We start from the raw sequence: 26,474 nt of genomic DNA, 5'->3' as shown, positions 1-26,474 counted from the left end.
AGAGAAGATATATCGCGTTTCGGGATAGTCAAGATGTATCGCGAAATTGGGAGGTCCCGAGGTGGCCAGCGCACGTTCGGACATGCCGACGCCGCCGGGCCGCCGGCCGCGCAGGGCCGCGCCGTCCCGGCAGCCGCTCACGCAGGAGCTCGTCGTCGAGACGGCGATCGCCGTCCTGGACGCCGAGGGGCTGGAGGCCGTCACCATGCGCCGCGTCGCGCAGGAGCTCGGCACCGGCCCGGCCTCCCTCTACGCGCACGTCTCGGACAAGCAGGAGCTGCGGGAGCTGATGCTCGACCGCGTCGCCGCCGAGATCAGGCTGCCCGCCCCGCCCGATCCGGCCCGCTGGCGCGAGCAGCTGAAGGAGATCGCGATGGAGGTCCGCCGGGTCTACACCTCGCACCGGGACATCGCGAAGGTCTCCATGGGGCTGATCCCGACGGGCCCGCACCTGCTCGCCGTCGCGGAGGCGCAGCTGGCGCTCATGATCGCGGGCGGCGTCCCCCCGAAGATCGCCGGGCTCGCCGTCGACACGCTGGGCATGTACATCGACGCCGACGCCGTCGAGGACACCTTCTACACGGCGGCGGTCAAGGGCGACGAGGACCCGTGGGAGCACTTCAAGAAGTACCTCGACCAGATCCGCGACTACTACAAGGCCCTGCCGCCCGACCGGTACCCGAACATCGTCTCGCTGGTGGACGACCTCACCGACGAGGGCGGCGCCGAGCGCTTCGAGTTCGGGCTCGACGTCCTGCTGCGCGGCGTCGCGTCGTACATCGAGGACGGCGGCGGCGCGTAGCCCGCGGTGCCGCCCGCGGACGGCACCGCGAGGGCGTCAGCCGAAGACGCGGCGGAACGCGTTGCGCCTGGGGGTGTCCTTGGCGGACTCCCAGACGGCGAAGACGACGTGCTCGAAGCGGTTCTCGAACTCGCCGCCCGGCCCGAGCGCGCCGGCGAACGCCTCCGCCACCTCCGCCGGATCGTTGCGGAACACGCCGCAGCCCCACGCGCCCAGGACCAGCCGTCCGTGCCCCCGGGCCAGCGCCACCGCGAGGACCTTGCGTGCGCGCACGCGCAGCACCTCGGGGATCCGCTCCGCCTTCTCGGGATCGCGGATCGCGCCCCGGTTCGGAGCGGGCGAGGTCAGGAACGCGACCCCGTACGGCTCGTCGAGCAGGCGCCCGGCGTCGGTGCGGATCACCGGCACGCCGGGCGAGTAGATCATGTGGTCGCTGTAGAGCAGGTCGCCCTGCGCGCGGTGGAACTCGTAGTACTCCCTCGCGGCGCGCAGCGACGGGTACAGGCCGGACGAGCGGGCCAGGCCCTCCTCCTGCGCGTGCGCGCCGTTCAGGAACCCGCCGCCGGGGTTCTTGGCGGAGGCGAAGTTCAGCGCCAGCGGGACCTTCCCGGGCGCGACCAGGCGCCGCGCCGCCGCGAGGGTGGTCTCGTCGGTCACCTCGACCCGCGTCGCGGCGCCGTCGGCGGGGCCCGTGCCGGGCGCCGTGCCCGGCAGGTCTCCGAGGAGGGCGTCCAGCTCCTCCGGGCGGTAGAGGACGGTGTCGCGCACGCAGCGCGCCAGGTCGTCGGCGATGGAGACGGTGTGCCCGGCGGGGGCACGGTACTCGCCGCGTTCGAGGACGGCCACGGTCTCCTGCGCGGTCATCCGGCGGGGGTGTCTGCTCATGTCGCTCCGGATTGTGGCGGCCTCGCGCGGCCGGCCGCAAACCCTTTTCGCGCTCGGCCCGCCACGCTTCGTGGTTATGCGAGTCATGTCAGGGATGTAGGAACTTGTCACGCTACCTGGGGATTTGTGGGAAATGATCATAATCTGACTACTTTCTGGCATGCTGGCCCGCGATGCAGCCTCCACGATCTCGACAGGGCCGGCGCCGGGCGTCGCCCCACCGCCGGGCCCCTGCCCCTCCGCCCCAGCCGCCGGCGCCGCCCGGCGGGCCCGGGTACCCGGGCCCGCCGCAGGAGCCGTTTCCGGGACAGGAGCCCTATCGCGGAGAGGCGCCCTTCGCGGCGGAACCTCCCGCTCCCCGCGGCGGAGGCGGCGGACGCCGGCGTGGTGAACGCGGTGGAGGCGGACGTGGCGGCGGCGGACGCGGCGGCGGTGGCCGCCGGCGCGGTGGGCGCGGTGGAGGCGGGCCCCGCCGCCCGGCCTCGGGGGACTGGCTCGGCGACGACCTGGAGCGCGAGTTCGAGGGCGCCCGGCGGACGCGGCTGCGCGGCGTGATCGTGGGCGTCACCGCCCTGGTCCTGATCAGCGTCGCGGGGCTCGGCGCGATGGCCTACCTGAGCTTCGGCGGCGGGACCGACCACGCCGCCGTGCCGCCGCCCGCGCGGGAGACCGGCAAGGGGGAGGGCGGCGCGCGGGTCGAGACGGAACCGCCCGACGCGCCGACCGCCACGCCCAAGAGCTCGCTGTACATCCCCGTGAAGGGCACGGGGAAATTCTTTCTGCCCGCTTCCGGAAGCCGCGTGTTCGGCCACGGAAAGGTCATGCGCTACATGGTCCAGGTGGAGGGCGGCTTACGGCAGAACCCCACGAAGTTCGCGCGCAGCGTCGACAAGATACTCGCCGATCCGCGCGGGTGGACGGCCAGCGGGAAATGGGCGTTCCAGCGCGTCAACTCCGGCCAGTACGACTTCGTGGTGCAGCTCGCGTCGCCGAAGACCGTCGACAGGATCTGCGGCTCGTACGGCATGACCACGAACGGCACGGTGAACTGCAGCGGCGGCAAGCAGGTCGTCGTGAACCTGCGGCGCTGGCTGCTGCTGACGAAGTACTACCGGGGGCAGCCGGACGCCTACCACGCGCTCACCATCAACCACGAGGTCGGCCACCGGCTGGGATTCGGCCATATGACCTGCCCGGGGCGCGGCCGCCCCGCTCCCGTGATGATGCAGCAGATCTACGGGCTGAAAGGCTGCAGGATCAACCCGTGGCCGTACGACACGCACGGGCGCTTCCTGACCGGTCCCTCCGTGCCCGGAAAATGAATTAGAAGCGCATCGCCGGGTTCCGCCACACTCGAGGCGTGCTCCTCACGATCAGTACCACCGCGGACCAGGCGACCGACCTGGGCTTCCTGCTGCACAAGCATCCGGACAAGGCGCAGAGCTTCTCCCAGTCCTTCGGCACCGCGCACGTCTTCTACCCCGACGCGGACGCGCGGCGCTGCACGGCGGCGCTGCTGCTGGACGTCGACCCCGTCAAGCTCGTGCGCACGCGCGGGAAGGGCACGCCCGACTTCTCCCTCGGCCAGTACGTGAACGACCGCCCGTACGCGGCGTCGTCGCTGCTGGCGTCCGCGATGGCGAACGTCTTCCGCACCGCCATGCGCGGAAAGTGCGCCCTGCGCCCGGAGCTGGCGGAGTCCGCGATCCCCCTGGAGATCGTGCTGCCGGCGCTGCCGTGCCGGGGCGGCCCGGGGCAGGCCGAGCGCTTCTTCGCGCCGCTGGGCTGGGACGTGTCGGCCGTGCCCGTGCCGCTGGACCCGGAGTTCGCCGATTGGGGCGACTCCCGCTACGTGACGCTCACGCTCACCGGCCGGACGCGGCTCGCCGACGCGCTCAACCAGCTCTACGTGCTGCTGCCCGTGCTGGACGACGCGAAGCACTACTGGATGGCGCCCGACGAGGTCGACAAGCTCATCCGAGCGGGGGAGGGGTGGCTCGGCGCGCATCCCGACCGGGCGGCCATCACCCGCCGCTACCTCGCCAACCGGCGCGCCCTCGTGCGCGCCGCGCTGGGCCGCCTGGCGGACGCGGAGGACGCGCCGGACGAGGCGCTCGACCCGGTCGAGGTCGAGGAGGAGCCCGCGCGGGCCGAGAACGGCACCGCAGCCGCGGACGCCGCGGACGACGCACCGGCCTCGCTGTCGGAGCGGCGGATCGAGGCGGTCGTGCAGGCGCTCCACGACGAGGACGCGCGCCGCGTCATCGACATGGGGTGCGGGTCGGGGAAGCTTCTGGCGCGCCTCGCCCGGGACGACTTCTTCACGGAGATCGCCGGTACGGACGTCTCGTACCGCGCGCTGGAGGGAGCGGCGCGCCGGCTGCGTCTGGACAGGCCGCGGCACCGTCCCGACAAGCGCGTCCAGGAGGTCTTCCAGAGCGCGCTCACCTACGCGGACGAACGCTTCCGCGGCTACGAGGCGGCCGTGCTGATGGAGGTCGTCGAGCACATCGACCCGCCCCGGCTCCGTGCCATGGAGCAGGTCGTGTTCGGCCACGCCACGCCACGCGTCGTCGTCGTGACGACCCCCAACGCCGAGCACAACGTCCGCTACGAGGGGCTGGCGCCCGGCGCCATGCGCCACCCCGACCACCGCTTCGAATGGACCCGCGCGGAGTTCCGCGCATGGGCGGACGGCGTCGCCGCGGCGCATGGCTACCGCGTCCGCCACGTGCCCGTCGGCGACGACGACCCCGAGGTGGGCGCGCCGACGCAGATGGGAGTGTTCGTCCGATGACTACCGAGATCCGGCTTCCGGAGATGGGGCTCGTCGTCCTGGTCGGCGTGACCGGGTCGGGCAAGTCGCACTTCGCGCGCAAGCACTTCGCGCCGACGCAGGTGGTGTCGTCCGACCGCTGCCGCGGCATGGTGTCCGACGACGAGAACGACCAGTCCGCCACCGGCGACGCGTTCGACCTGCTGCACTACATCGTGGCCAAGCGGCTGCGGCGCGGCCTGCTCACCGTGGTGGACGCGACGAACGTGCAGAGCAAGGCGCGCCAGGCGCTGCTGCAACTCGCCAAGGAGCACGACGTGCTGACGGCGGCGATCGTCCTGGACGTCCCTGAGCGGCTCGCCGCCGAGCGGAACGCCGTCCGGCCCGACCGGGACATGCCCGCGCACGTGATCCCGCGCCGGCGGCGCGAACTGAACCGCGGGCTGCGGACGCTGGCCCGCGAGTTCCGGCGCTGCCACGTGCTGTCGGGGCAGGAGGAGATCGACGCCGCCACGATCGTCTACGAGAAGGCGTGGAACGACCGGCGGGAGCTGACCGGGCCGTTCGACATCGTCGGCGACGTGCACGGGTGCCTCGCCGAGCTGGAGGACCTGCTGGGCGAGCTCGGCTACGGGATCGAGCGGGACGCGCAGGGACTGGCCGTGGACGCCAACCACCCGGGCGGGCGCACCGCCGTCTTCGTCGGGGACCTGGTCGACCGCGGCCCGGACTCCCCGGGCGTCGTCCGGCTCGTCAAGGGCATGGTGGAGGCGGGCAACGCGCTGTGCGTGTCCGGCAACCACGAGGCGAAGCTCGTCCGGGCCCTGCGCGGGCGCAAGGTGCGACTGTCGCACGGGCTCGCCGAGTCGATGGAGCAGTTCGGCGCCGAGACCGAGGAGTTCCGCGACGGCGCGCTGCGCTTCATGGACGGGCTCATCAGCCACTACGTCCTCGACGGGGGCCGCCTCGTCGTGGCCCACGCCGGGCTCAAGGAGGACTACCACGGGCGCGCGTCGGGCCGAGTCCGGTCGTTCGCGCTGTACGGCGACACCACGGGCGAGACCGACGAGTACGGGCTGCCCGTCCGGTACCCGTGGGCGCGCGACTACCGCGGCAAGGCGATGGTGGTGTACGGCCACACGCCCGTCCCGGACGCGGAATGGATCAACAACACCATCTGCCTGGACACCGGCGCGGTGTTCGGCGGCAAGCTGACCGCGCTGCGGTACCCGGAGCGCGAGCTGGTGTCGGTTCCCGCGCGGCAGGTCTGGTACGAGCCGGCCCGGCCGCTGCACGCGGCGCCGGCCTCGTCGCCGGGCGGCCACCGCGAGAGCGACGTCCTGAAGATCGACGACGTTCTCGGCAACCAGGGCGTGGAGACCCGGCTGATGGGGCGCGTCACCGTCCGGGAGGAGAACGCGCTGGCCGCGCTGGAGGTGATGAGCCGGTTCGCCGTCGACCCGCGGTGGCTCGTCTACCTGCCGCCCACGATGGCGCCCGCCGCCACCTCGCCGCTGCCCGGGTACCTGGAGCACCCCGCCGAGGCGCTCGCCGCGTACCGGGAGAGGGGAGTCCTTCGCGCGATCTGCGAGGAGAAGCACATGGGCTCGCGCGCCGTCGCGGTCGTCTGCCGCGACGCGTCCGTCGCCGGGTCCCGGTTCGGCGTGGACGACGGGACGACCGGCGCGGTCTACACCCGGACCGGGCGGTCCTTCTTCCGCGACGCGTCCGCGACCGAGGAGGTGCTCGGCCGCCTGCGTTCCGCGATCGGCGCCGCCGGGCTGTGGGACGAGCTGGAGACCGGATGGCTCGTGCTGGACTGCGAGCTGCTGCCCTGGTCGGCCAAGGCCATGGACCTCATCCGCACCCAGTACGCCGCGACCGGCGCGGCGGCGCGCGCCGCGCTGCCGATGGCGTCCGACGTCCTCGCGCGCGCACACGGGCGCGGCCTCGACATCGGCGGGCTCCGCGAGCACATCGACCGGCGCGCGGCCAACGCGGCGCGCTTCCGTGACGCCTACGCGCGCTACTGCTGGCCCGTGAACGGGCTGGAGGGAGTGCGGATCGCGCCGTTCCAGGTGCTCGCCGCGGAGGGCCGCTCCCTGGCCGCCGCGCGCGACCACGACTGGCACATGGACGTGGCCTCCGGGCTCGCCGCGGCCGACCCCACCGGGCTGCTCCAGCGGACCGAGTCGGTCGTCGTGGACCTGGCGTCGCCGGAGTCGGAGGCCGCCGCGACGGAATGGTGGGAGAAGCTCACCGCGTCGGGCGGGGAGGGGATGGTCGTCAAGCCGCTCGGTCCGCTCCCGGAGGACGCCAAGGTCCAGCCGGGCGTGAAGTGCCGGGGCCGGGAGTACCTGCGGATCATCTACGGGCCGGACTACACCGAGCCGGAGAACCTCGACCGGCTGCGCGGCAGGTCGCTCGGCCGCAAGCGGTCGCTGGCGATGCGCGAGCACGCCCTCGGAAGCGAGGCGCTCGACCGGCTCGCCGCCGGGGAGCCGCTGTGGCGGGTGCACCAGGCCGTCTTCGCCGTCCTGGCCCTGGAGTCGGAACCCGTCGACCCGCGCCTGTGAGCCGGACGCCGCGGCCCGCCTCCCAGGGGGCGGGCCGCGTGCGGGTCAGGTCGAGAACAGCATGTGGAAGACGCCGCCGTGGTGGCCGCCGTGGTGGCCGCCGTGGTGATGGTGGTGCACGGCCGCCGGAGCGCCCCATCCGGGCGGCGGCGGCGCGGCCCGGTGGCGGGCCTCCATCTGGCCGAGGGCCTCGAGCTCGCCGTAGTCGAGGAAGATGCCCCGGCAGTTGTCACACTGTTCGATGTGGACGCCGCTGCGGTTGTAGGTCCGCATCAATCCATGACACTTAGGGCAGTGCATCGCCTTGTCATCCTTCCGTTATGGATCCCCAGGTAGAGGCTAAACGTAGGGCGGATTCCGCGCCACGTCATGCGGGCCGTCATGCCGCGTCCCCCGTCGCGGAGATTCTGCCGCAGGCGTCCACCATCGCCTGCTCCGGCCCGTCCAGCGGACGCTCGTCCTCCCGTGCGGATATGACGCACGTGGCGGCGATCTGGATCGCCAGACTTCGCGCGGGCATGTCGAGGCGCGTCCAGGGGGCGGCCGCGTCCGGCACCGCGGGGCCGCCGGCCTCGACGTAGGCGTCGAGGAACCGCGCCCAATCGTCGGGATGCAGGACACCCGACAGGTACAGCGCCGCGGGGCGCGCGAGATCCCATGCGGGGTCGCCCCTGCCGAGGTCCTCGATGTCTATCAGCCGCCAGCGCCCGTCCCGCGCGCGCACCATCTGGCCGAGATGCCAGTCGCCGTGGATGAGGCACTCCGCGCGCGCGGGACGGTCGTCGCCCGCCCCTTCACCGCGGATCCAGGCGGGCAGGGTGGCGAACGCGCGCCGCACCTCGTCCTCGGCAGGGCCGTCGCCGAGGCGCGCCACCTGCGCGGCCACGCGCGTGGGGCGTCCCCAAGGCGGTGCGTCCTCCGGCACGGGCATGGAGTGGAGCGAGGCCAGGAGCCGTCCGGCGTCCTCCCAGGGAAGCTCCTTGTGCGGGTCCACCGGCTCGCCGTACACGGAGAGCGTCACCGTGCGGCCGTCCACAATCGACGGCGGACCGAGCGGCCCCAGCAGGAGGTCCGGCAGGGACGCCGCGACCTTGATGCGTTCGAGGAACGCTTCCCCGTAGTCACGGTCGGGCTGATGCGCCTTCACCACGACGTCGCCCACCCGGACGACCAGCACGCCGTGACGGTCGTACAGCGTCTCGGGTTCGCGCGACGCGTCCGGAGCGCGCGCGGCGACGCGGGACGAGTCACGCCCGATCTCGACGAGCCGGGCGATGAGCTCCGGCGGGGCGGTCTCGGTCTCCACGGGGACAGTCAACCACCCGGCGGGCGCCTCCTACGCCGGGGAATTCACCGATTCGTCGCGCAGCTTGCGCCGCACGACCTTCCCCAGGACGTTCCGCGGCAGGTCCGTGCGCGGACGGAACTCGGCGGGCACCTTGTAGTGCGAGAGGTAGCGCTCGCAGTGCCGCCGCAGCTCGTCCGCGGAGAACGGATAGGCGGGGTGCTCCACCACGTGCGCGATGACGCGCTCCCCGCGCCGCTCGTCCGGCCCGCCGACCACGGCGCAGTCGTACACGGCGGGATGGCGCCGCAGGACCTTCTCCACCTCGGACGGGAAGACGCTGAAGCCGCTCACCTTGATCATGTCCCGCTGCCGCTCGAGGATGGTGATGAACCCCTCCTCGTCCATCACCGCGATGTCGCCCGTGCGGAGCCAGCCCTTGGAGAGGGCCTGCGCGGTGGCCAGCGGCGCGTTCCAGTAGCCCGCGAACACCTGGGGGCCGCGCACCACCAGCTCGCCGACCTCCCCGGGAGGCAGGTCCCGCGTCGGCTCGTCGACGTCCACGATGACGGCGTCCGTCATCGGCAGCGGCAGCCCGACGGTCAGGTTCCGGGCGCCGCCGCCCAGCGGGTTGCCGGTGACGGCCGGAGACGCCTCCGTCAGCCCGTAGCACTGGATCAGCCCGCGCGCCCCCAGCTCCTCGAAGCGGTCGAGCGTCCGCTGCCCCAGCGCCATCGCGCCGCAGATGTACACGCGCAGCGACTTCAGGTCCGACGGCCGGAACCGGGGGCCGTCCAGCACCTGCTCGTAGAGCGTCGGGACGCCGGGGAACACCGTCGGACGGTACTTGCGGATGGCGCGCAGCACCCGGTCGCGGTCGAAGCGCGGGAGCAGCACCACCGCGCCCGCCGTCATCACCGGCGCGATGAGGCAGCTCATCAGGCCGAACGAATGGAACAGCGGCAGGACCGCGAGCGTCACGTCCTGCCCCTCCCGCCCGCCGACGTCCCAGGCGTGCTGCTGGCACGCGTTCGCGACGAGGTTGCGGTGCGTCAGCATGGCGCCCTTGGGACGCCCCTCGGTCCCGCCCGTGTACTGGATCGCCGCCAGGTCCCGCGACGGGTCCACCGGAAGCTGGCGCACCTGCCGCTGCGGGATCCTCTGCAACTCCTTGAACGGGACGATGCCGGCGTCGTCGGGCACGTCCGCGGTGATGTCCGCGCGGCGCCGCTGCGTCTGCACCAGCGGCAGCCGCAGCACGGCCCGCCTGGCCGGCGGCAGGTAGTCGACGAGCGAGGTGACGACGACGTGCTCCAGCCGCAGCCGGTGCCGCACCGCCCGCACCGTCGAGTAGGAACGATCCAGCACGACGGCGACCCGGGCGTCGCAGTCGGCGAGCTGGTGGACCATCTCCTCCTCGGTGTACAGCGGGTTGTGCTGGACGGCGATCGCGCCCCTGCGCAGCACCCCGAAGAACGCGATCACGAGCTGCGGGCAGTTCGGCAGGATCAGCGCGACCCGGTCGCCGGGCTGCACGCCGAGCCGGTGCAGCCCGTCGGCGAACCGGTCCGCCGCGTCCCGCAGCTCCCGGTAGTCGAGCCGCCGCCCGAAGAAGACGAGCGCGGTCCGCCGCGGGTACCGCTCCGCGGCGTCGTCGAGCAGCCGTGTGACGGGGACGTCCGGGATCTCGATGTCGGTGGGAACCCCCGGCTGATACCTCCGCCGCCACGGGAGTGATCTCTGTGACGAGGGCCACATAATCGAGAATTCAACCACGGCCTGCCCGATCCCGGAACTCGCCGCGGCCCTCCCGCCCGACGCAGCGCCCGATGTCGCGCCCGATGTCGCGCCCGCGCCGCCGCGCGCGTTCCGGAGGGGGCCGCCCGGACGCTTGGGGCGCCGCCCGCGGGGTAGGGGCATCGACCGGGTTCGGAGAGGGGGAACGATGCTCGCGGAAACGGCCAGCCTGACCTTCGTCGGGAACGCGACGACGATCATCCGGTACGGCGGCGTCACGCTGCTGACCGACCCGAACTTCCTGCGCCGCGGCGAGCGCGCCGAGCTCGGCTACGGCATCACCAGCAGACGGCTGAAGGACCCGGCGATCTCGGTGGACGAGCTGCCCGAGCTCGACGGCGTGGTGCTGTCCCACCTGCACGGCGACCACTGGGACCCGGTGGCCGAACGGTACCTCGACCGGGGGCTGCCGATCCTCACCACCGCGGCGGCGGCGCGCGCGCTGAACAGCCGCGGGTTCCGCGCCGCCGAGGGGATGCGCACCTGGGAGACCGAGAGCGTCGCCAAGGGCGACCACGCGATCAGGATCACCGCGCTGCCGGGCCGGCACGCGCCCGGCCCGCTGAGCCGCCTCCTGCCGCCCGTCATGGGGTCGCTGCTGGAGTTCGGCCCGCCGGACGGCGAACCGAGGTTCCGGCTGTGCATCAGCGGCGACACGCTCATGTACGACGAGATCGCCGAGATCCGCCGCCGGTATCCCGGGATCGACGCGGGCGTCGTCCATCTCGGCGGCACCCGGCTGCTCGGGCTCCTCACCGTCACCATGGACGGGCGCCAGGGCGCGCAGTGGCTGGAGACCACCGGCTGCGCGACCGCCGTCCCGGTCCACTACGACGACTACACGGTGATGAAGTCGCCGCTCTCGGACTTCGACAAGGAGGTGGGCCGGCGCGGGATGGCCGCCCGCCTGCGCCACGTCGAGCGCGGCGGCACCATCACGATCGGGCCGGCGGCGAGCCGGACCCCGTCGCCCGCGCCGCACCCGGCGCGCTGACGCCTCGCGCCCGGACCGGCCCGGCCCGGGGCCGCCGGACGTCAGCGGGTCCAGCCCTCCGAGGCGGTCACCGTGCGGGACTCCGGCGCCGGGGGCTCGACGGCGCGCGCCTCGTACGCGGTGGACAGCACGATGTGGGAGTTCATCTCGCCGTGCTCGCCGAGCCGCTCCAGCAGCCCCTCGAGGTGCGGCATGGACGCGACCCGCACCTTGAGCATCGAGCACCAGTTCCCGCTGAGCTTGTGCACTTCGGTGACCTCGGGCAGGTCCTCGGCGGTGGTGGTCTTCAGCAGGCAGCGGCCGAGGGCGCAGCGCATCTGCACGAACGCGGTGAGCGGCTGGCCGACGCGGGCCGGGTCGATCCGCGCCTGGTAGCCGGTGATCACCCCGGACTCCTCCAGCCGCCGGACCCGCTCGGCCACCGCGGGCGCCGACAGGTTGACGCGGGCCGCGAGCCGGTTGAACGACAGCCGCCCGTCGCGCTGGAGTTCGGCGATGATGCGCCAGTCCGTCCGGTCGAGTTCCCGGTCCATGCGGAAGGCTCCTTTCCGGGATCGGTTTCCGAACGCCAGGCGGCGCGGTGCGAACACCATAGATCGTCCATTCATCCCGGCGCCGGACCTTTCTAGCGTCGAGGGCATGGATCAGACCTCCACCGCGCGCCCCGCGCGGGCGCGCCCGATGGCGGCGCTGTGCGCGGCGACCGCCCTCATGAACGCGGCGATGTCGATGGCGAGCGCGGCGGGCACGCTGGCCGCCGCGGACCGGCTCGGCACCGGCTGGGGCGGCGTCCCCGCCACCGCCGGGATCGTCGGCACGGGGGCCGGCGCGCTCGCGCTGACCCGTGCGGCCCGCCGCATCGGCCGCCGGGCGGCCCTGGCCGGCGGGTACCTCGCCGCCGCGGCCGGCGCCTGCCTGGCCGCCGCCGGCGTCGCGCGCGGCGACCTGGCCGCCCTGTGCGCGGGGATGGCGATGCTCGGCCTCGGCAACGCCGGCGCGCAGCTCTCGCGGTACGCGGCGGCCGACCTGTACCCGCCGGGCCGGCGGGGCTCCGCGATCGGCGTCGTCGTCTGGTCCGCCGCCGCCGGCGCGGTCGGCGGGCCGCTGCTGCTCGACCCGTCCGGCGGCCTCGCGCACGGGCTGGGCCTCCCGCACATGGCGGGCCCCTTCCTCGCGGCGGTCCCGGCCACCGTCGCCGCCGCGCTCGCGGCGGCCGCGTCCGCTCCCGGCGCGCCCGGCGCCGGAGCGCCGGAGCCCGGTGACCGCGTTCCGCTGCGGGCCCTGCTCCAGGGGCCGGTGACGCGGCCCGCGCTGGTGGTGATGGTGACGGCGCAGGTCGTCATGGTCGCGGTGATGACGGCGGCGCCGGTGGCGATGCGGATGGACGGCGACGGGCTCGGCATGGTCGGGATGACGCTGTCGGCGCACACGCTGGGGATGTTCGCGCTGTCGCCGGTGACCGGGCGGCTGGTCGACCGGTACGGGGCGCGTCCGGTGATGCTCGCCGGGGTCGCGGCGCTCGCCGCGTCGACGGGTCTCGCGGCGGCCGGGGGCGGCGCCTGGACGCGCACCGCGGCGCTGTTCGGACTCGGGTACGCGTGGAACCTCTGCTTCGTCGGCGGCAGCGGACGGCTCGCCGGCGAACTGCCCGAGCCCGCGCGCGCGGACGTCGAGGGCACGGTGGACGCGGCCGTGTGGACGATCGCCGCCGCGGCCGGTCTGGCGTCCACCGTCATCATGTCCGCGGCCGGGTACGGGGTGCTCGCCGGGACGTTCTGCGGCCTGGCGCTGCTGGCGGCGGCGGCGCTGCGCCGCCCCGCGCGCGCTTAGCGGCGCGGGTCGCGCGTCAAGGGTTCGGGACGGCGGCGCGGGCGCCCTCGATGCGGCCCCGGACGAGGCGCGGGTGGAAGTAGCTGATCGGGACGCGGACTCCATCGGACACGCAGAAGATCTGGAAGCCGTTGCGGCCGTCCTCGTCGGGGACGGAGAAGTCCTCCGGGATGAACACGCCCTCCTCGGCCATCAGCACGAACCAGCGCCCGAGGTCGAACTCGTCGGGGAACGCCTCCAGGCCCGTGCCGCGGCGGCCCAGCGTGTAGCGGACCTCGTAGGAGCAGCCGTCCGGCGGGAACGTCATGCGCGGTGCGTCCACGTCCACCACCTCCCCGGAGCCTCATCCTAGGCGCTGGGCCGCCGGGCGAGGGGCGCGCTCGCGAGTTCATCGGCAAGCGCGCGCGGCGGGGGCTCGGCGCGGCGGACGTCAGCGGAGCAGGAGGCGTCCGTCGACGCGGGCGCGGTGCGTGCCGGGCGTGTGGCCGAACGTGCGGCGGAACGCGTCGATGAACGCGCTGGCGGACGCCCACCCCGACCGGTGCGCGACGGTCGTCACCGGAAGGCCCTCGGCGAGCAGGACCATGGCGTGATGCAGGCGCAGCTGGGCGCGCCACTGCGGGAAGGTCATGCCGAGTTCGGCGCGGAACAGCCGGGTGAGGGTGCGCTCGCCGGCTCCGGCGCGCGCGCCGAGCTCCGCGAGCGTCCGGTCGTCGGCGGGGTCGTCGCACAGCATCCGGCACACGGCGGCGAGACGCGGATCGCGTGCGGAGGGGACGTAGTCGGCGAACCGGGGGGCGCGGGCGACGCGGTCGAGCAGGACGTCCCGCAGCCGCAGCCATTCGGCGCCGTCCCGCTCGGCGGCGGGGACGCCCGTGCAGGCCACGATCAGCTCGCGGAGCAGCGCGTCCACCCCGAGGACGGCGGGACGGGTGAGGCCGAGCGGGTCGCGGGCCGCCGGGATCCCGACGAGCCGCAGGTCGGCGCCGCCGAACGAGCGGTGCTCGTGGACGGTCCCGGCCGGGATCCACAGCGCCCGGACGGGCGACGCGAGCCAGATCCCGGCGTCGGTCGTGGCCGACAGGACGCCGGAGCCGGCGTAGGCGAGCTGGTGGTCGTCGTGGCGGTGCGCGTCGATCTCGCCGCCGGGCGGCAGCAGCCGCAGGCCCGTACTCGCGCGCGGAGTGTGGCGGGTCATCGGGTCAGGGTACGCACGGGCACCGATTTGGCGGCTGATCGATACAAAATGGCTGAATATCGGAAGCGTGACAGGAGGGCCGGGAGCGAGGCTGCCGGTATGAACCGCAGAGGCCCCGTCGCGATGCTGTCGGCCGGACACGCCTGCGTCGACGTCTACCAGGGCGCCGTGCCCGCGATCGTCCCGTTCCTCGTCACCGGGCGCCACTACAGCTACGTCGCCGCGTCCGGGATCGTGCTGGCCGCCACGCTGCTGTCCTCCGTCGTCCAGCCCGCGTTCGGGATGCTGACCGACCGCTGGGCGATGCCGTGGCTCGTGCCCGCCGCGACGGGCGTCGCCGGGCTCGGCGTCGCCCTGTCCGGCGTGTCCGACGCGTACGCCCCGACCTGGGCCGCCATCGCGCTGTCCGGGCTCGGTGTGGCCGCCTACCACCCCGAGTCGGCGCGGGTCGCGCGGGCCCTGACCGGCGGCGACCACGCCGGGATGAGCTGGTTCTCGCTGGGCGGGAACATCGGCTTCGCCGCCGCCCCGCTGCTGGTCACGCCCGTCCTCGCGGCGGGCGGCCTGCACGCCACGCCGTGGCTCGCGGCACCGGCCGTCCTCGGAACGGCGCTCAGCCTCACCGCGATGCGGCGCCGCACGACCGGCGCGGCGGCGAGGAAGAGCGCGGCGGACGGGCGGGACGACTGGCCGATGTTCGTCCGGCTCTCCCTGGTCGTGCTGTGCCGCTCGGTCGTCTTCTTCGGCCTCAGCACCCTCCTCGCCGTCGTCGCGCGGCAGCGGACCGGCGGCGGCGCCGACGCGGGGGCGGTCGCCCTGTTCGTCCTGTTCGCGGGCGGCGCCGCCGGGACGGTCCTCGGCGGGCGGCTCGCCGCGACGCTGGGCCGCGTGCGGTCGCTCCGGGCGTCCTACCTGCTCGCGGTCCCGGCCGTCGCGGGCGTCGCGCTCGCCCCCTCCTACACGATCTACGCGTTCGTCGCGCTCACCGCGATCGCCCTCTACACCCCGTTCTCGATCCAGGTGACGCTCGGCCAGGACTACCTGCCGCGCCGCGTCGGCACCGCCAGCGGCGTCACCCTCGGCCTCGCCGTCAGCGCCGGCGGCGTCGTCAGCCCCGCCGTGGGCGCTCTCGCCGACGCCGCGTCCCCGCGCGCCGCGCTGCTCCCGCTGATCGCCGTCCCCGCCGTCGCATGGCTCCTCGCCCGGCTCCTCCGGGAACCCGCGCCCCTCGAAGCCGCCGCGCCGCCGCACCAGGACGCCGCGCCGGACGCCCCCCGCCCCTCACTCCACCGTTAGCTCTTCCTTAAAGCCGGCATAAGCGCGGCGACGGGCGGGCGCCGCGGTGCGAAGTTCGTTGCGTGGCACTGCGAATGGGCAAGCACACCGGTTCGTTCGCCCCCGGCGCACCGGGGGAGCGGACGCGCTCCGCGGCGGTCGCCCGGGCCTTCCAGGCGCTGCCGTCGGCGCACCGCGAGATCCTCACCGAGACGGTCTTCCGGGAGCGCTCGGTCAACGAGGCCGCCGCCCTGCTGGGGGTGCCGGTCGACGTGGTCAAGGTCCGCGTCTACCAGGCGCTGCGCGCGCTGCACGCGACCCTGGGTACGCCCGTCACCCGGTGACCGTGGCGGTCACGCGGTGGCCAGGCTCCGGACGATCTCCGCGAACGACCGCACCAGCGGGCCGTCCGCGCCGTCCGCCCAGGCGAGCGCGACCCGCAGCGGCTCCACGCCGGTGAGCGGCACCCACACCATGCCCGGCCGCGTGTAGTACCGGGCCATGCTGGACGGCGCGAAGCAGATCGCGACGCCCTCGGCCACCTGCTCCAGCATCTCCTCGACGTTGTCGTTGGTCGGCCCCCACCGCGGCTCCGACCCGTCCGGGCGCGGGTTGACCGCCCACCAGTCCACCCACTCGCGCGGCGCCCGCTCCGTCCACATCAGGGGCTCGTCGCCGACGTCGAGGATGCCGACGGCCTCGTGCCCGGCGAGCCGGTGGCCGGACGGGAGCCCGACGATCCGCGGCTCGGTGTGCACGATCTCGGCGTGCAGGCCGGACAGGTCGGCGGGCAGCCACACGAACGCCACGTCCACGTCCCCGGACCGCAGCGCGTCCGCCTCGCCGCCCCAGTCGAACCGCTTGGGCTCGACGCGGACGCCGGGATGGGCGCGGGCGAACGCGGCCCGCGCCCGGGTGGTCAGTTCCCCGGCGCCGGTCGCCTCGAACCCGACGCGCAGCACCCCGGTCCGGCCGCGCCGGTGCCGCTCCGCCACCGCGGCGACCCGGTCGGCCTGCCGGACCGTCCGGCGGGCCTCGGCGACGATGTCGAGCCCGGCGGCCGTGGCGGTGACCCCGCCGGAGTGCCGGTCGAACAGCCGCACCCCGAGTTCGGACTCCAGCCGGCGCAGCGCGTACGACAGCGCCGGCTGGCTGACGAACAGCGACTCGGCGGCCCGGCCGAGGTTGCCGGCGTCCGCGATCGCGACCAGGTAGCGCAACTGACGCAGCTCCATGCTGGGATGATAAAGGCTCTTTATCGGTCATGTTGATCTCTGTCTTGGACGCCGCCCCGCCGCAGCTGCGATAAACGGACCATGACGAACGCGACTGAGAACGAGAACGGCACGACGATCGGGCGGGTCTGGCTGATCACCGGGGCGACCTCGGGCTTCGGACGGGCGATCGCGGAGGCGGTGCTCGCGGCGGGCGACACCGTCGTCGCGGCGGCGCGCCGCCCGCAGGCACTGGACGACCTCGCCGGGCGGTACCCGGGCCGCGTGAACGCCGTGGCGCTGGACGTCACCGACCACGGCCGGATCGCGGACGTGGTGGCCGACGTGCTGCTGTGGCACGGCCGGATCGACGTCCTCGTGAACAACGCCGGGCGCGGCCTGGTCGGCGCGGTGGAGGAGACCACCGACCGGGAGTTGCGCGACCTGATGGACCTGCACTTCTTCGGCCCCGCCGCGCTGACGCGGGCGGTGCTGCCGCACATGCGCGCGCAGGGGTCGGGTGCGATCGTGCAGCTGACGAGCCAGGGCGGCCGGCTGTCCTTCCCGGGCGTCGGCGGCTACTCGGCCACCAAGTTCGCGCTGGAGGGGCTGACGGAGGCGCTCGCGGGGGAGGTCGCGCCGTTCGGGATCAAGGTGATGATCGTGGAGCCGGGCGCGTTCCGGACGTCGTTCGCGGGCGGCGGGCTGCTGATGGCCGACGAGATGCCGGAGTACGCCGACACGGTCGGTCAGGTGCGCAAGGGCCTGCCGGACAGCGACGGCAGGCAGCCGGGCGACCCCGCCAAGGCCGCCGCCGCCATCCTGACCGCGCTGGACGCCGAGGACACGCCGCTGCGGCTGCCGCTCGGCAGCGACGCCGCCGACGCGGTCGCCGCGAGCCTCGACGGCCTCCGGAAGGAGTTCGCCGCCTGGGAGCCGCTGATCCGCAGCACCGATTTCGACGAGTAGCGGGAACGGGGCGGCCCGCACCGGCGGGCCGCCCCGAAGGCTCGTCGAATCGGCTGGAAAAAGGTGTTGCCGGAGCGGAACCGTTCCGGCAATATGGACATCGAACGGAACGAGGCCGGAAGGAGACGGAAAGATGCGCCGCCATCGAATGCATCACAGCAGCCACTCCGGCCTCGGGAGCCGCCGCGGGACGTGACCATCGCGTTCCGACGCCGACCGCCCGAGCAGAACGGGCGGTCTTTTTCTTTTCCCGCACGATGTCCCGGACGTTCTTCCGGAGGGTTGGCCGAGCGGAAAGGCAGCGGCTTGCTAAGCCGTGGTCAGGGGTCACCCTGCGCGAGTTCGAATCTCGCACCCTCCGCGCAGGCTGGGCAGGGATGCTGGTGCATCCGGCGGTCTCATAAGCCGCATCAGGCAGGTTCGATTCCTGCGCCCAGTACGCACGACAAATGAATATCGAGTCTCCGTGGCGCAGAGGAGAGCGCGCCGGGTTGCGGACCCGGAGGGCGCAGGTTCGATTCCTGCCGGAGACACGGCGTCCGTGGTGTGGTGGTCTGCACGCCAGGTTGTGGTCCTGGAGGTCCTCGGTTCGATCCCGGGCGGTCGCCCTTAATAAGAAATATCGAGATTGGTCGGGCAGCGGCCGGCAGATATTGCCGGCCGCTTGCGCCCGCATGCGCCGGAATTGGCCGTCGCCGGAAAAACCTTCCCCATGTACTGCTTCTCCGTGAAGGCGGTCCCGGTCCGGCTGCTCGCCGCCGGCCTGCCGGCGCTCCTCGTCCTCGGCTCGCCGGCCGTGCCCGCGACGGCGGCCGCAGGTCCGGCGCGCGCGGCCGCCGTCCCGTACCTCGATCCCGCGCTGCCCGTCGCGGCACGCGTCGACGACCTGCTCTCCCGGATGAGCCTGGACGACAAGCTCGGGCAGATGACGCAGCCCGAGCGCCGGTACGTCACGCCGGAGGAGGTCGGGAGGTACCGGATCGGGTCGGTCATGTCGGCCGGCGGTTCGGCGCCCTCCCCGAACACGGCGAAGAGCTGGGCCGACATGGTCGACGCCTACCAGAGGGGCGCGCTGTCGGCCCCGCTGCGCATCCCGATGATGTACGGGGTGGACGCGGTGCACGGCGACAACAACGTGGTCGGCGCGACGATCTTCCCGCACGCCATCGGGCTCGGCGCCTCGCGCGATCCGGGGCTCGTCCGGCGGATCGGCGCGGCGACGGCCGAGGAGATGGCCGCGACCGGCGCGGACTGGGACTTCGCGCCCTGCCTGTGCGTCGCCCGCGACGACCGCTGGGGCCGCACGTACGAGTCGTTCGGCGAGGTCCCCGAGCTGCCGTCCGCCATGACCTCGCTCATCGACGGGCTCCAGGGGCCGGAGCCGGGCGGCCCCGCGTCCGTCCTCGCCACGGCGAAGCACTTCGTCGGCGACGGCGGCACCGAGGGCGGCCGGGACCGCGGCGACGCGCGGATCTCCGAGGAGGAGCTGCGGGCGGTGCACCTGCCGCCGTTCCGGGAGGCCGTCCGGCGCGGCGTCGGGTCGGTGATGGTGTCCTACAGCTCGTGGAACGGCGTGAAGATGCACGCGAACCGGTACCTGATCAGCGGGGTGCTGAAGGGCGAGCTCGGCTTCGGGGGGTTCGTCGTGTCCGACTACCAGGGCGTCGACCGGATCGACGGCGAGAAGGGCATGACCAGGGACGAGATCGCGAAGGCGGTCAACGCCGGGATCGACATGGTCATGGTGCCGGAGAAGTGGAAGGACTTCATCGCGGGGCTGCGCGCCGGGGTGCGGGACGGGACGGTCCCGATGGCGCGCGTCGACGACGCCAACCGCCGCATCCTGACCCAGAAGATGAGGTTCGGGCTGTTCGAGCGGCCGATGGCCGACCGGAGGTACCTGAGGACGGTCGGGAGCGCCGCGCACCGCGCGCTCGCCCGCCGCGCCGTCGCCGAGTCGCAGGTGCTGCTGAAGAACGACGGCGTCCTGCCGCTGCGCCGGGACGCGAGGATCTTCGTGGCGGGACGCAGCGCCGACGACATCGGCATGCAGTCCGGCGGCTGGACGGTGACGTGGCAGGGCGCGCCGGGCGCGACGACGCCCGGGACGACGATCCTGCAGGGCATCAGGCAGGTCGCGGGGGAGCGGGCGACGATCGCCTACGACCGGGACGGTAAGGGGATCGACACGTCCTACGACGCGGCGGTGGCCGTCGTCGGCGAGAAGCCGTACGCCGAGTACCACGGCGACCGGCCGGACGGCCTGGCTCTCGACGAGGAGGACGTCCGGACGATCGAGCGGCTGCGCGCCTCGGGCGTTCCGGTCGCCGTCGTCCTCGTCTCCGGGCGCCCCCTGGACGTCGCGTCCCGGCTCGGCGGCTGGAACGCGCTCGTCGCGTCGTGGCTGCCGGGCACGGAGGGCGCGGGCGTCGCCGACGTCCTGTTCGGCGACGCCCGCCCGGCCGGCCGGCTGCCCGTGACGTGGCCGCGCGACGGCGGCCAGGAGCCGGTCAACCGGGGCGACGGCAAGGAGCCGCTGTTCCCGTTCGGGTACGGCCTGACCTACGGCGGCGCCGCCCGCTGACCCGCGGGGGCGTCCCCGGCCGGGGGCCGCCGGGGACGGCGCGCCGCGGCTCAGCGGGCGGCCGGTTCGAGTGACTCCTTGAGGACGGCGTCCAGGTCCGAGGCGGTCAGGCCGAAGGCCCTCCGCACCGCCGACGAGTCGACCGCGAACGGCCGGTGCGACATGTGCTCCGTCTCGAACAGCTCGTTCCAGAACGGGTTGCCGAGCCCGAGCAGCGTGAGGTCGCGGTCGGTCATCACCTCCAGGCGCGGCGCCGGCGCGCCGGCCAGCACCGCGAGCCGCTCCGCCGTCTCCCGGACGGACACGTCGATCGTGGGCGCGTGCCAGGCCCGCCCCCACGCGCGGTCGTCGCGGGACAGCGCGACGATCGTGCGCGCGGCGTCGCCGACCGCGGTGAAGCTCTGCGGGACGTCCAGGTCGGCGGGGACGAGCGCGAGCCGTCCCGCGAGCACGTTCGGCTGTACCAGGAGCGTGAACGGCGATGACGCGCCCGCGCCGAGGAACTGCCCGGCGCGCACCTCGGCGACCCGCACCCGGCCGGCGTCGTGCGCCTCCTTGGCCGCCTGCCACAACTCGGCGCGGACGCGTCCCTTCGGGCCGGTCGCGGCGAGCGGGAGGTCCTCGGTGACGGGACCGTCCACCGGCCCGTATCCGTACAGGTTGCCCAGCATCACGTAGCCCGCGCCCGATCGCTCGGCCGCCGCGAGGATCGAGCCGAACAGCGGGGGGAGCGTCCGCGGCCAGGTGTCGTACGCGGTCATCGCGGCGTTGACCACGGTGGCCGCGCCCTCGGCGGCCCGTGCCAGCGCGCCGGTGTCGGTGGCGTCCAGCGCGACCCGCTCGATCAGCGGATGCTCCGGGCCCCCGCCGCGGCGCGTGACCAGCCGGACGCGCTCTCCCTCGCCGGCCAGCAGGCGGGCGGTGGCGGCGCCGGTCCCGCCGGCGCCGATGATGAGATGAAACGGCATTATCTTCTCCAAGGGGACGAGCCGGAACCCGCGTGTCCCGGCCCTGCCCACTCTGCGGTCCGCGGCCCGGGCCCGGCAGGGGTCCGCTCGCCAACCGTCCGGAGGTTCCGGCCATGCACACGGTCGCGGTCGTCGTCGCACCGCCGGTGATGGCGTTCGACGTCACGATCCCGCACATGGTGCTGGGCGCGGCCGTGGTGGACGGCGCCCCCGGCTACCGGCTGCCGGTGTGCGCCGCCGAACCGGGACGCCCCCTCGAGACCGTCGGCGGGCTGGACGTGGTGGCGCCGGAGGGGCTGGACGTCCTGGACCGCGCCGGGACCGTCCTCGTCGTCGGCAGCGGCGGCCGGGAGGGCAACGACCCGCGCATGCTGGACGCGCTGCGCGCCGCCGCGGAGGCGGGCAAGCGGATCGCGGCGATCTGCACCGGCGCGTTCGTGCTGGCGGAGGCGGGGCTGCTGGACGGGCGGCGCGCCACCACCCACTGGGGGCTGACGGCGGACCTGGCGCGCCGGTTCCCCGCGGTCGACGTCGTGCCGGACGTGCTGTACGTGGAGGACGGCCCGGTCCTCACCTCGGCGGGCGCGGCGGCGGGCATCGACCTGTGCCTGCACCTGGTGCGCGCCGACCACGGCGCGGCGGTCGCGGCCGAGGCGGCGCGGCGGACCGTGGCGGCGCCGCCCCGCCCGGCCGGGCAGGTGCAGCTCGTGGACGATCCGCTGCCCGCCGAGCCGGACCTGTCGCTCGCCGCGACGCGCGCGTGGGCGCTGCGCCGCCTCGACGCGCCGCTCACGCTCGCGGACCTGGCCCGGCACGCGCGGGTCAGCACCCGGACGCTGACCCGGCGGTTCCAGGCGGAGACCGGGTGCAGCCCGCTGCAGTGGCTGCTGCGGCAGCGGATCGGGCGGGCCCGCGAGCTGCTGGAGGCGACGGCGCTGCCGATGGACCAGGTCGCCGCCCGCAGCGGGCTCGGCAGCGCCGACTCGCTGCGCGAGCACATGGTCCGCCGGGTCGGGATGACCCCGTCGGCGTACCGGGCGGCCCATGCCCTGCGGGATTCCCCTCGCCGGGCGGACACCGGCTGAGCTGGATATCCTTGGCCGTCCGGGGCCCTGCCCCATGGGGAGGCATCCTTCGTTCGCGGGGCGGGCGGATGGCGCCGCCGGCCCGCAGACCGCCGTCGGGGGGTGCCGTGTCCGAACGCTCGCTGCACGGGGGCGACCTGTCGGTGCTGCGCCGCCTGAACTCCGCCGCCACCCTGCGGGAGCTGCGCGACGGCGGCGAGTCGACGCTGTCCGGGCTGGCCCGCCGGGTCGGGCTGTCGCGCCCCACCACCGAGGGCGTGCTCGGCGACCTGATCGGCCGCGGCCTGGTGGCGGAGGTCGCGCCGCGGCCCGGCGGCGGCCTCGGCCGTCCCGCCCGCCGCTACCGGTTCCGCGCCGAGGCCGGCCACGCCCTCGGCGTCGAGATCGACGCGCACCACGTGCGGCTGCTCGTCACGGACCTGTCCGGCGAGATCGCCGGCGGTCGCCGCGTGGACCTCGACACCTACGCCCGCCCGGACGTCCGCATCGCCGCCGTCCGCGCGGCCGTCAAGGCGTGCCTGGCCGAGGCCGGGATCGACCGGCGGTCGCTGCGGGCCGTCGCGGTCGGCACTCCCGGCGTCGTCGGCCCCGACGGCACCGTCACCCGCTGCGCCGCCGTCCCCGGGTGGGAGGGCGTCGAGCTCGGCCGCGAGCTCGGCCGGTCGTTCGCCTGCCCCGTGCTGGTGGAGAACGACGCCAACCTCGCGGCGATGGCCGAGCGGTGGTGCGGCGCGGCCCGCGCGGCCGACGACGTCGTGTGCGTGCTCGCCGGGCTGCACACCGGCGCGGGGGCGCTCATCGGCGGGCGCCTGCACCGCGGCCGGTGGGGCGCCGCCGGCGAGATCGGGATGCTGCCCGAGCTGGGCCTGCGGAACACCACGGCCGTCCTGATCACCGGCGCCGAGCCCGGGCCCGCGGCGGCCGGCGCCGCGCTCGCCGGTCTCGCGTCCGCCGGCCCCGCGCTGGAGGACGCCGGGCGCGTGCTCGCCGCGGCCGGGCGGGCGGACCCGGCCGCGCTGGAGGCGGTCGAACGGCTCGCCGTGCGCATGTCCCGGGGCGTCGCCGCGATGGCCCTCGCCCTGGACCCGGAGATGATCGTCGTCGGCGGCCCGCTGGCCGGCGCGGGCGCGCCGCTGGTGGACGCGCTGCGCCGGCACGTCCTGCCGCTCTGCCTGAGCCCCGTCCGCATCGAGGCGTCGCGGCTGGGCGACGAGGCGATCGGGCTCGGCGCCGTGCGGCTGGCCCTCGACCGGATCGACGAGGACCTCTTCCGCGTCGACCGGGAGCCCAAGGCCGCCGGGCCGCCCGGCGTCGCGGAGCCGCCCGGGGCTACGGCGCCAGGGGCGCGCTGAACGACCAGCCGCGCGCGAGCAGCGCGTCGGCGGCCTCGACCGCGGCGGCCAGCCGCTCCTCGTGCGGGCCGGTGACCACGATGTGCGGGAGGTCCCGCTTCTCCAGCTCCTCCCGGAACCGGTCCGACATCCAGGACCGGATCGACTCGCCGTCTCGCCAGCCGTCCTGCTCGAACGGCACGCCGTCCGGCGAGGTCAGGATCCACAGGTGGTGCGGGACCCGCTCGTGGACGGCCTCGACGTCCGGGGCGGGCGCACCGAGGTACCGCTCGTGCCAGAGCGCGGTCGCGAAGGCGTCGGTGTCGCAGACCAGCAGCGGCGAACCGGTGCGCGCGGCGGCGTCCTCCAGCGCGGCGTGCCGTTCGGCGATCGCGGTGAACTCGGCGGACTCCCAGTCCAGGCCGTCCAGCCACAGCGACGGGTCGCCCGTGGCGCGGCGCGCGGCGGCGAGCTTCTCCTCGGTGAAGGTGCGCCCGTACTCCGGGACCCACCGCGTCGCCGCCCAGACCCCGCCGCGTCCGGCGTAGTGCGCGGCGAGCGCGCGCGCCAGCGTCGTCGTGCCGGTCGACTCGGCGCCGGTCACCACGACGCGGCGCGCCAGGTACGCGCGGACGGGCGGCGACAGCCACTCCCACGCCGCCACCGGGTCCGCGCGGACGGCGGTGCCGCTGACCGGGAACCGCTCGCGCGGCGGGTCCACCGGCACGTGGACGGCGGAGAACCGGGCGGCCAGCTCGGCGCCGTACGGCTCGGAGCTGAACACCGCGTCCACCGGCGGGACGGCCACGCCGAGCCCCGACCGCAGCGCGAGCCCCGCCCGGAACGCCGCGACGTGCGCCGACCAGATCTCGTCGGAGTCGTAGTCGATCTCCGCGTCGTCCACCGCCGGGACGATCTCCACGTGCGGCTGCGGGTGCGCCTCGCGCAGCCAGGCGGTGCGCAGCGCGAGCGGGACGCTCTCCACGGTGGACGCGGCGACGACCACCGTCACCCGGGCGCACGCCGCGGCGGCCGTGTCGATCAGATGGTGGTGGCCCGCGTGCGGCGGATAGAACTTGCCGATGACGAGCCCGTGCTCGTGGGTCATGCCGCCACCGCGGCCGTCCGCCGCCGGAGGTCGCGGTGCCAGGCGACCAGGCCCGCGACGCAGAGTGCGAGGAACAGCACGTACAGGGCGCCGGTCAGCTTCAGCTCCTTGTAGAAGTACAGCGGGATGTAGATGAGGTCGGCGGTGATCCACAGCCACCACGACTCCAGCAGCTTGCGGGACTGCCCGTAGGTCGCGACGAGCGACAGCGCGGTGGTCAGCGCGTCCCAGAACGGGACGGTGGAGTCCGTCCAGGCCGACAGCATCCAGGTCAGCAGCGCCGTCCCGGCCGCGCCGGCGACGGCGAGCGCGGCCCACTCGGTGCGCGCGGTGCGCCGGACGGGCAGCTCGTCGCGGCCGTCGCCGGCGTGGAGCCACACCCACCATCCGTACAGCTGGAGGACGACGTAGACGACCTGGAGCCCGGCGTCGGCGTAGAGGCCGCCGTCCAGGAACACCAGGCCCAGCAGGACGACGTTGGCGATGCCGACCGGCCAGTTCAGGATGTTCTGCCGGACGACCATCCAGACGTTGACCGCGCCGGTGGCGAAGCCGAGCAGCTCCGCCCAGGTGGTGGGCACCGATCCGAGGTGGAACGCCGGATCGAGCAGGGGACCCAGCGGAACGTTCACGGCCATGGCGGCAATGATCACATGTCGTCAGAAAGACGACAAGCAGCGCGCGGCCCCGGTGACCTCCGCGATCACCGGGGCCGCGCCCGCGCTCCCGGCCGGCCCGCGCCCGCGGGCCGGCCGGGCCGCGCTCACGCCACGATCAGCAGCGGGTTCTGCAGCAGCTCGGCGAGGCGGGCGAGGAACTTCGCGGCCGTCGCGCCGTCGCAGGCGCGGTGGTCGACCGAGAGCGTCACCGCCATCCGCTTGCCCGGGACGACCTGCCCGTCGCGCACCACCGGCTCGTCGCGCACGGCGCCGACCGCGAGGATCGCGGCCTCCGGCGGGTTGATCACCGCGGAGAACGAGTCGACGCCGAACATGCCGAGGTTGCTGACGCTGAACGTGCCGCCGCTCATCTCCTGCGCGGACAGCTTCCCGTCGCGCGCCTTCCCGGCCAACGCGCGGGTCTCCTGGCCGATCTGCGAGACGCTCTTGCGGTCGGCGTCCTTCACGACCGGGACGACCAGGCCGTCCTCCACCGCGACGGCGACGCCGACGTGCACCCTCTTGTGGAAGAGCAGGTTCTCCTCGGTGTAGGAGACGTTGACCTCGGGGTGCTCGCGCAGCGCCGTGGCCACCGCCTTCACGACCAGGTCGTTCACGCTGACCTTCGCGGGGGCGAGCGCCTCGTTGAGGGTGGCGCGGAACGCCAGCAGCGCCCCGGCGTCCACCTCCCGGTTGAGGTAGAAGTGCGGCGCGTTCCGCTTGCTCTCGGTGAGCCGCCGCGCCGCGACCTTGCGGAAGCGGTTGAGCGGGACGGCCTCGACGTCCGGGTCCTCGGCGGCCTGCGGCCGCGCGGCGGCGGGCGCGGGGGCCTCGGCCGGAGCGGCGGGCGCCTCGGCGGCGGGCGCGGGCGCGGTGCCCGTGGCGCCGTCGCGGATCGCTGCCTCGATGTCGGCGCGGACGATGCGCCCGCCCGGCCCGGACCCGGTCAGCGCCGCGAGGTCGAGGCCGTGGTCGCGGGCCAGCCGGCGCGCCAGCGGCGACGACGGCGGGCGGGACGCGCCGGTCCGGCGCTCGGCCGGCGCGGGATGCGCCGGGGCGGGAGCCGTGGCGGGCGCGGCGGCCGGTACGGGCTGCGGGGCCGGCTCCGGCGCGGCGGCGGGCCGCGCGGAGACGGCCA

General features: G+C 74.6%; 25 protein-coding genes and 4 tRNA genes. 17 read left to right on the top strand and 12 right to left on the bottom strand.

What is annotated here, in order from left to right; genetic code table 11:
* The first annotated feature begins 61 nt into the window (after positions 1-61).
* The gene (locus J4557_RS11735; RefSeq protein WP_307799678.1) at positions 62-802 is read left to right on the top strand and encodes a TetR/AcrR family transcriptional regulator C-terminal domain-containing protein; all 741 of its coding nucleotides are present in this window, start codon (positions 62-64) and stop codon (positions 800-802) included.
* Positions 803-838: 36 nt separating this feature from the next.
* Here J4557_RS11735 and J4557_RS11730 read toward each other — a convergent pair whose 3' ends face one another.
* Complete coding sequence (locus J4557_RS11730) at positions 839-1,687, bottom strand: TIGR02452 family protein (RefSeq protein WP_208266536.1); 849 nt, start codon at positions 1,685-1,687, stop codon at positions 839-841.
* Positions 1,688-2,071: 384 nt separating this feature from the next.
* Between J4557_RS11730 and J4557_RS11725 the strand changes: the two genes are divergently transcribed.
* The 4 genes from J4557_RS11725 to J4557_RS11710 are packed head-to-tail and all read left to right on the top strand — an operon-like array spanning position 2,072 to position 7,039.
* Entirely contained in the window at positions 2,072-2,242 is a 171-nt protein-coding gene (locus J4557_RS11725) for a hypothetical protein (protein WP_208266535.1), read from the top strand.
* Complete coding sequence (locus J4557_RS11720; protein ID WP_208266534.1) at positions 2,239-3,009, top strand: DUF3152 domain-containing protein; 771 nt, start codon at positions 2,239-2,241, stop codon at positions 3,007-3,009. The genes J4557_RS11725 and J4557_RS11720 overlap by 4 nt, the downstream gene beginning before the upstream one ends.
* A gap of 38 nt (positions 3,010-3,047) precedes the next feature.
* Positions 3,048-4,484: a 3' terminal RNA ribose 2'-O-methyltransferase Hen1 gene (locus tag J4557_RS11715; RefSeq protein WP_208266533.1), complete on the top strand. Its 1,437-nt coding sequence runs from the start codon at positions 3,048-3,050 to the stop codon at positions 4,482-4,484.
* On the top strand, positions 4,481-7,039 hold the full coding sequence (locus tag J4557_RS11710) for a polynucleotide kinase-phosphatase (protein WP_208266532.1): 2,559 nt from the start codon (positions 4,481-4,483) through the stop codon (positions 7,037-7,039). The genes J4557_RS11715 and J4557_RS11710 overlap by 4 nt, the downstream gene beginning before the upstream one ends.
* A gap of 45 nt (positions 7,040-7,084) precedes the next feature.
* Here J4557_RS11710 and J4557_RS11705 read toward each other — a convergent pair whose 3' ends face one another.
* The 3 genes from J4557_RS11705 to J4557_RS11695 form a co-directional block, all read right to left on the bottom strand.
* The gene (locus tag J4557_RS11705) at positions 7,085-7,339 is read right to left on the bottom strand and encodes a TFIIB-type zinc ribbon-containing protein (RefSeq protein WP_208266531.1); all 255 of its coding nucleotides are present in this window, start codon (positions 7,337-7,339) and stop codon (positions 7,085-7,087) included.
* Positions 7,340-7,418: 79 nt separating this feature from the next.
* Positions 7,419-8,345, bottom strand: a complete 927-nt coding sequence (locus J4557_RS50860; protein ID WP_307799675.1) for a phosphotransferase family protein — start codon at positions 8,343-8,345, stop codon at positions 7,419-7,421.
* Positions 8,346-8,375: 30 nt separating this feature from the next.
* Positions 8,376-10,082 carry an AMP-binding protein gene (locus J4557_RS11695; RefSeq protein WP_208266530.1) on the bottom strand — a complete coding sequence of 569 codons (1,707 nt, stop codon included), beginning with the start codon at positions 10,080-10,082 and terminating at the stop codon, positions 8,376-8,378.
* Positions 10,083-10,269: 187 nt separating this feature from the next.
* Here J4557_RS11695 and J4557_RS11690 point away from each other — a divergent pair, with 187 nt between their 5' ends.
* Complete coding sequence (locus J4557_RS11690) at positions 10,270-11,115, top strand: MBL fold metallo-hydrolase (RefSeq protein WP_208266529.1); 846 nt, start codon at positions 10,270-10,272, stop codon at positions 11,113-11,115.
* 41 nt (positions 11,116-11,156) lie between these two features.
* Here the strand turns inward: J4557_RS11690 and J4557_RS11685 are convergent, their stop codons facing one another.
* Entirely contained in the window at positions 11,157-11,648 is a 492-nt protein-coding gene (locus J4557_RS11685) for an Lrp/AsnC family transcriptional regulator (RefSeq protein WP_208266528.1), read from the bottom strand.
* A 106-nt stretch (positions 11,649-11,754) separates the two neighbouring features.
* Between J4557_RS11685 and J4557_RS11680 the strand changes: the two genes are divergently transcribed.
* The gene (locus tag J4557_RS11680; RefSeq protein ID WP_208266527.1) at positions 11,755-12,945 is read left to right on the top strand and encodes an MFS transporter; all 1,191 of its coding nucleotides are present in this window, start codon (positions 11,755-11,757) and stop codon (positions 12,943-12,945) included.
* A 16-nt stretch (positions 12,946-12,961) separates the two neighbouring features.
* Here the strand turns inward: J4557_RS11680 and J4557_RS11675 are convergent, their stop codons facing one another.
* On the bottom strand, positions 12,962-13,267 hold the full coding sequence (locus J4557_RS11675; protein WP_208266526.1) for a hypothetical protein: 306 nt from the start codon (positions 13,265-13,267) through the stop codon (positions 12,962-12,964).
* Between the two features lie 108 nt (positions 13,268-13,375).
* Positions 13,376-14,143, bottom strand: coding sequence for an AraC family transcriptional regulator (locus J4557_RS11670; protein ID WP_208266525.1), 768 nt, complete (start codon positions 14,141-14,143; stop codon positions 13,376-13,378).
* A 99-nt stretch (positions 14,144-14,242) separates the two neighbouring features.
* Between J4557_RS11670 and J4557_RS11665 the strand changes: the two genes are divergently transcribed.
* Entirely contained in the window at positions 14,243-15,439 is a 1,197-nt protein-coding gene (locus J4557_RS11665) for an MFS transporter (RefSeq protein ID WP_243775635.1), read from the top strand.
* A gap of 62 nt (positions 15,440-15,501) precedes the next feature.
* Complete coding sequence (locus J4557_RS11660) at positions 15,502-15,762, top strand: sigma factor-like helix-turn-helix DNA-binding protein (RefSeq protein WP_307799672.1); 261 nt, start codon at positions 15,502-15,504, stop codon at positions 15,760-15,762.
* Positions 15,763-15,771: 9 nt separating this feature from the next.
* On the opposite strand, the gene J4557_RS11655 is transcribed toward J4557_RS11660, so the two are convergent.
* A complete protein-coding gene (locus J4557_RS11655; protein ID WP_208266524.1) occupies positions 15,772-16,653 on the bottom strand; it encodes a LysR family transcriptional regulator in 882 nt (293 codons plus the stop codon).
* An 81-nt stretch (positions 16,654-16,734) separates the two neighbouring features.
* On the opposite strand from J4557_RS11655, the gene J4557_RS11650 reads away from it, so the two are divergent.
* From J4557_RS11650 to J4557_RS11625, 6 genes are all read left to right on the top strand, one after another.
* Entirely contained in the window at positions 16,735-17,601 is an 867-nt protein-coding gene (locus J4557_RS11650) for an oxidoreductase (RefSeq protein ID WP_243775634.1), read from the top strand.
* Positions 17,602-17,877: 276 nt separating this feature from the next.
* Positions 17,878-17,962: transfer RNA gene (locus J4557_RS11645), tRNA-Ser, on the top strand.
* A 5-nt stretch (positions 17,963-17,967) separates the two neighbouring features.
* Positions 17,968-18,040, top strand: a tRNA-Met gene (locus J4557_RS11640).
* A gap of 21 nt (positions 18,041-18,061) precedes the next feature.
* A tRNA-Arg gene (locus J4557_RS11635) sits at positions 18,062-18,134 on the top strand.
* Between the two features lies 1 nt (position 18,135).
* A tRNA-His gene (locus J4557_RS11630) sits at positions 18,136-18,210 on the top strand.
* Positions 18,211-18,313: 103 nt separating this feature from the next.
* Complete coding sequence (locus J4557_RS11625; RefSeq protein WP_208266523.1) at positions 18,314-20,185, top strand: glycoside hydrolase family 3 protein; 1,872 nt, start codon at positions 18,314-18,316, stop codon at positions 20,183-20,185.
* A 50-nt stretch (positions 20,186-20,235) separates the two neighbouring features.
* Here J4557_RS11625 and J4557_RS11620 read toward each other — a convergent pair whose 3' ends face one another.
* Positions 20,236-21,153 (bottom strand): NAD-dependent epimerase/dehydratase family protein, encoded by a 918-nt coding sequence (locus J4557_RS11620; RefSeq protein ID WP_208266522.1) that lies wholly within the window; start codon positions 21,151-21,153, stop codon positions 20,236-20,238.
* Between the two features lie 113 nt (positions 21,154-21,266).
* Between J4557_RS11620 and J4557_RS50855 the strand changes: the two genes are divergently transcribed.
* Both J4557_RS50855 and J4557_RS11610 read left to right on the top strand, forming a co-directional pair.
* Positions 21,267-22,238, top strand: a complete 972-nt coding sequence (locus tag J4557_RS50855; protein WP_208266521.1) for a GlxA family transcriptional regulator — start codon at positions 21,267-21,269, stop codon at positions 22,236-22,238.
* 107 nt (positions 22,239-22,345) lie between these two features.
* Positions 22,346-23,590 (top strand): ROK family transcriptional regulator, encoded by a 1,245-nt coding sequence (locus tag J4557_RS11610; RefSeq protein WP_307799670.1) that lies wholly within the window; start codon positions 22,346-22,348, stop codon positions 23,588-23,590.
* On the opposite strand, the gene J4557_RS11605 is transcribed toward J4557_RS11610, so the two are convergent.
* The 3 genes from J4557_RS11605 to J4557_RS11595 all read right to left on the bottom strand — a co-directional run.
* On the bottom strand, positions 23,568-24,677 hold the full coding sequence (locus J4557_RS11605) for an AAA family ATPase (protein WP_208266519.1): 1,110 nt from the start codon (positions 24,675-24,677) through the stop codon (positions 23,568-23,570). The two genes, J4557_RS11610 and J4557_RS11605, sit on opposite strands and share 23 nt — an antisense overlap.
* Entirely contained in the window at positions 24,674-25,315 is a 642-nt protein-coding gene (gene pnuC / locus J4557_RS11600) for a nicotinamide riboside transporter PnuC (RefSeq protein ID WP_208266518.1), read from the bottom strand. The genes J4557_RS11605 and pnuC overlap by 4 nt, the downstream gene beginning before the upstream one ends.
* Positions 25,316-25,440: 125 nt before the next feature.
* A partial coding sequence (locus tag J4557_RS11595) for a dihydrolipoamide acetyltransferase family protein (RefSeq protein ID WP_208266517.1) occupies positions 25,441-26,474 on the bottom strand: 1,034 nt, incomplete at its 5' end.

The sequence above is a fragment of the Actinomadura nitritigenes genome, from assembly GCF_017573545.1.
In the GTDB taxonomy this organism is placed as follows: Bacteria; Actinomycetota; Actinomycetes; order Streptosporangiales; family Streptosporangiaceae; genus Spirillospora; species Spirillospora nitritigenes.
Note: the sequence above shows the minus strand (reverse complement) of the source record. Positions and strands in the feature narration are given on the sequence as shown.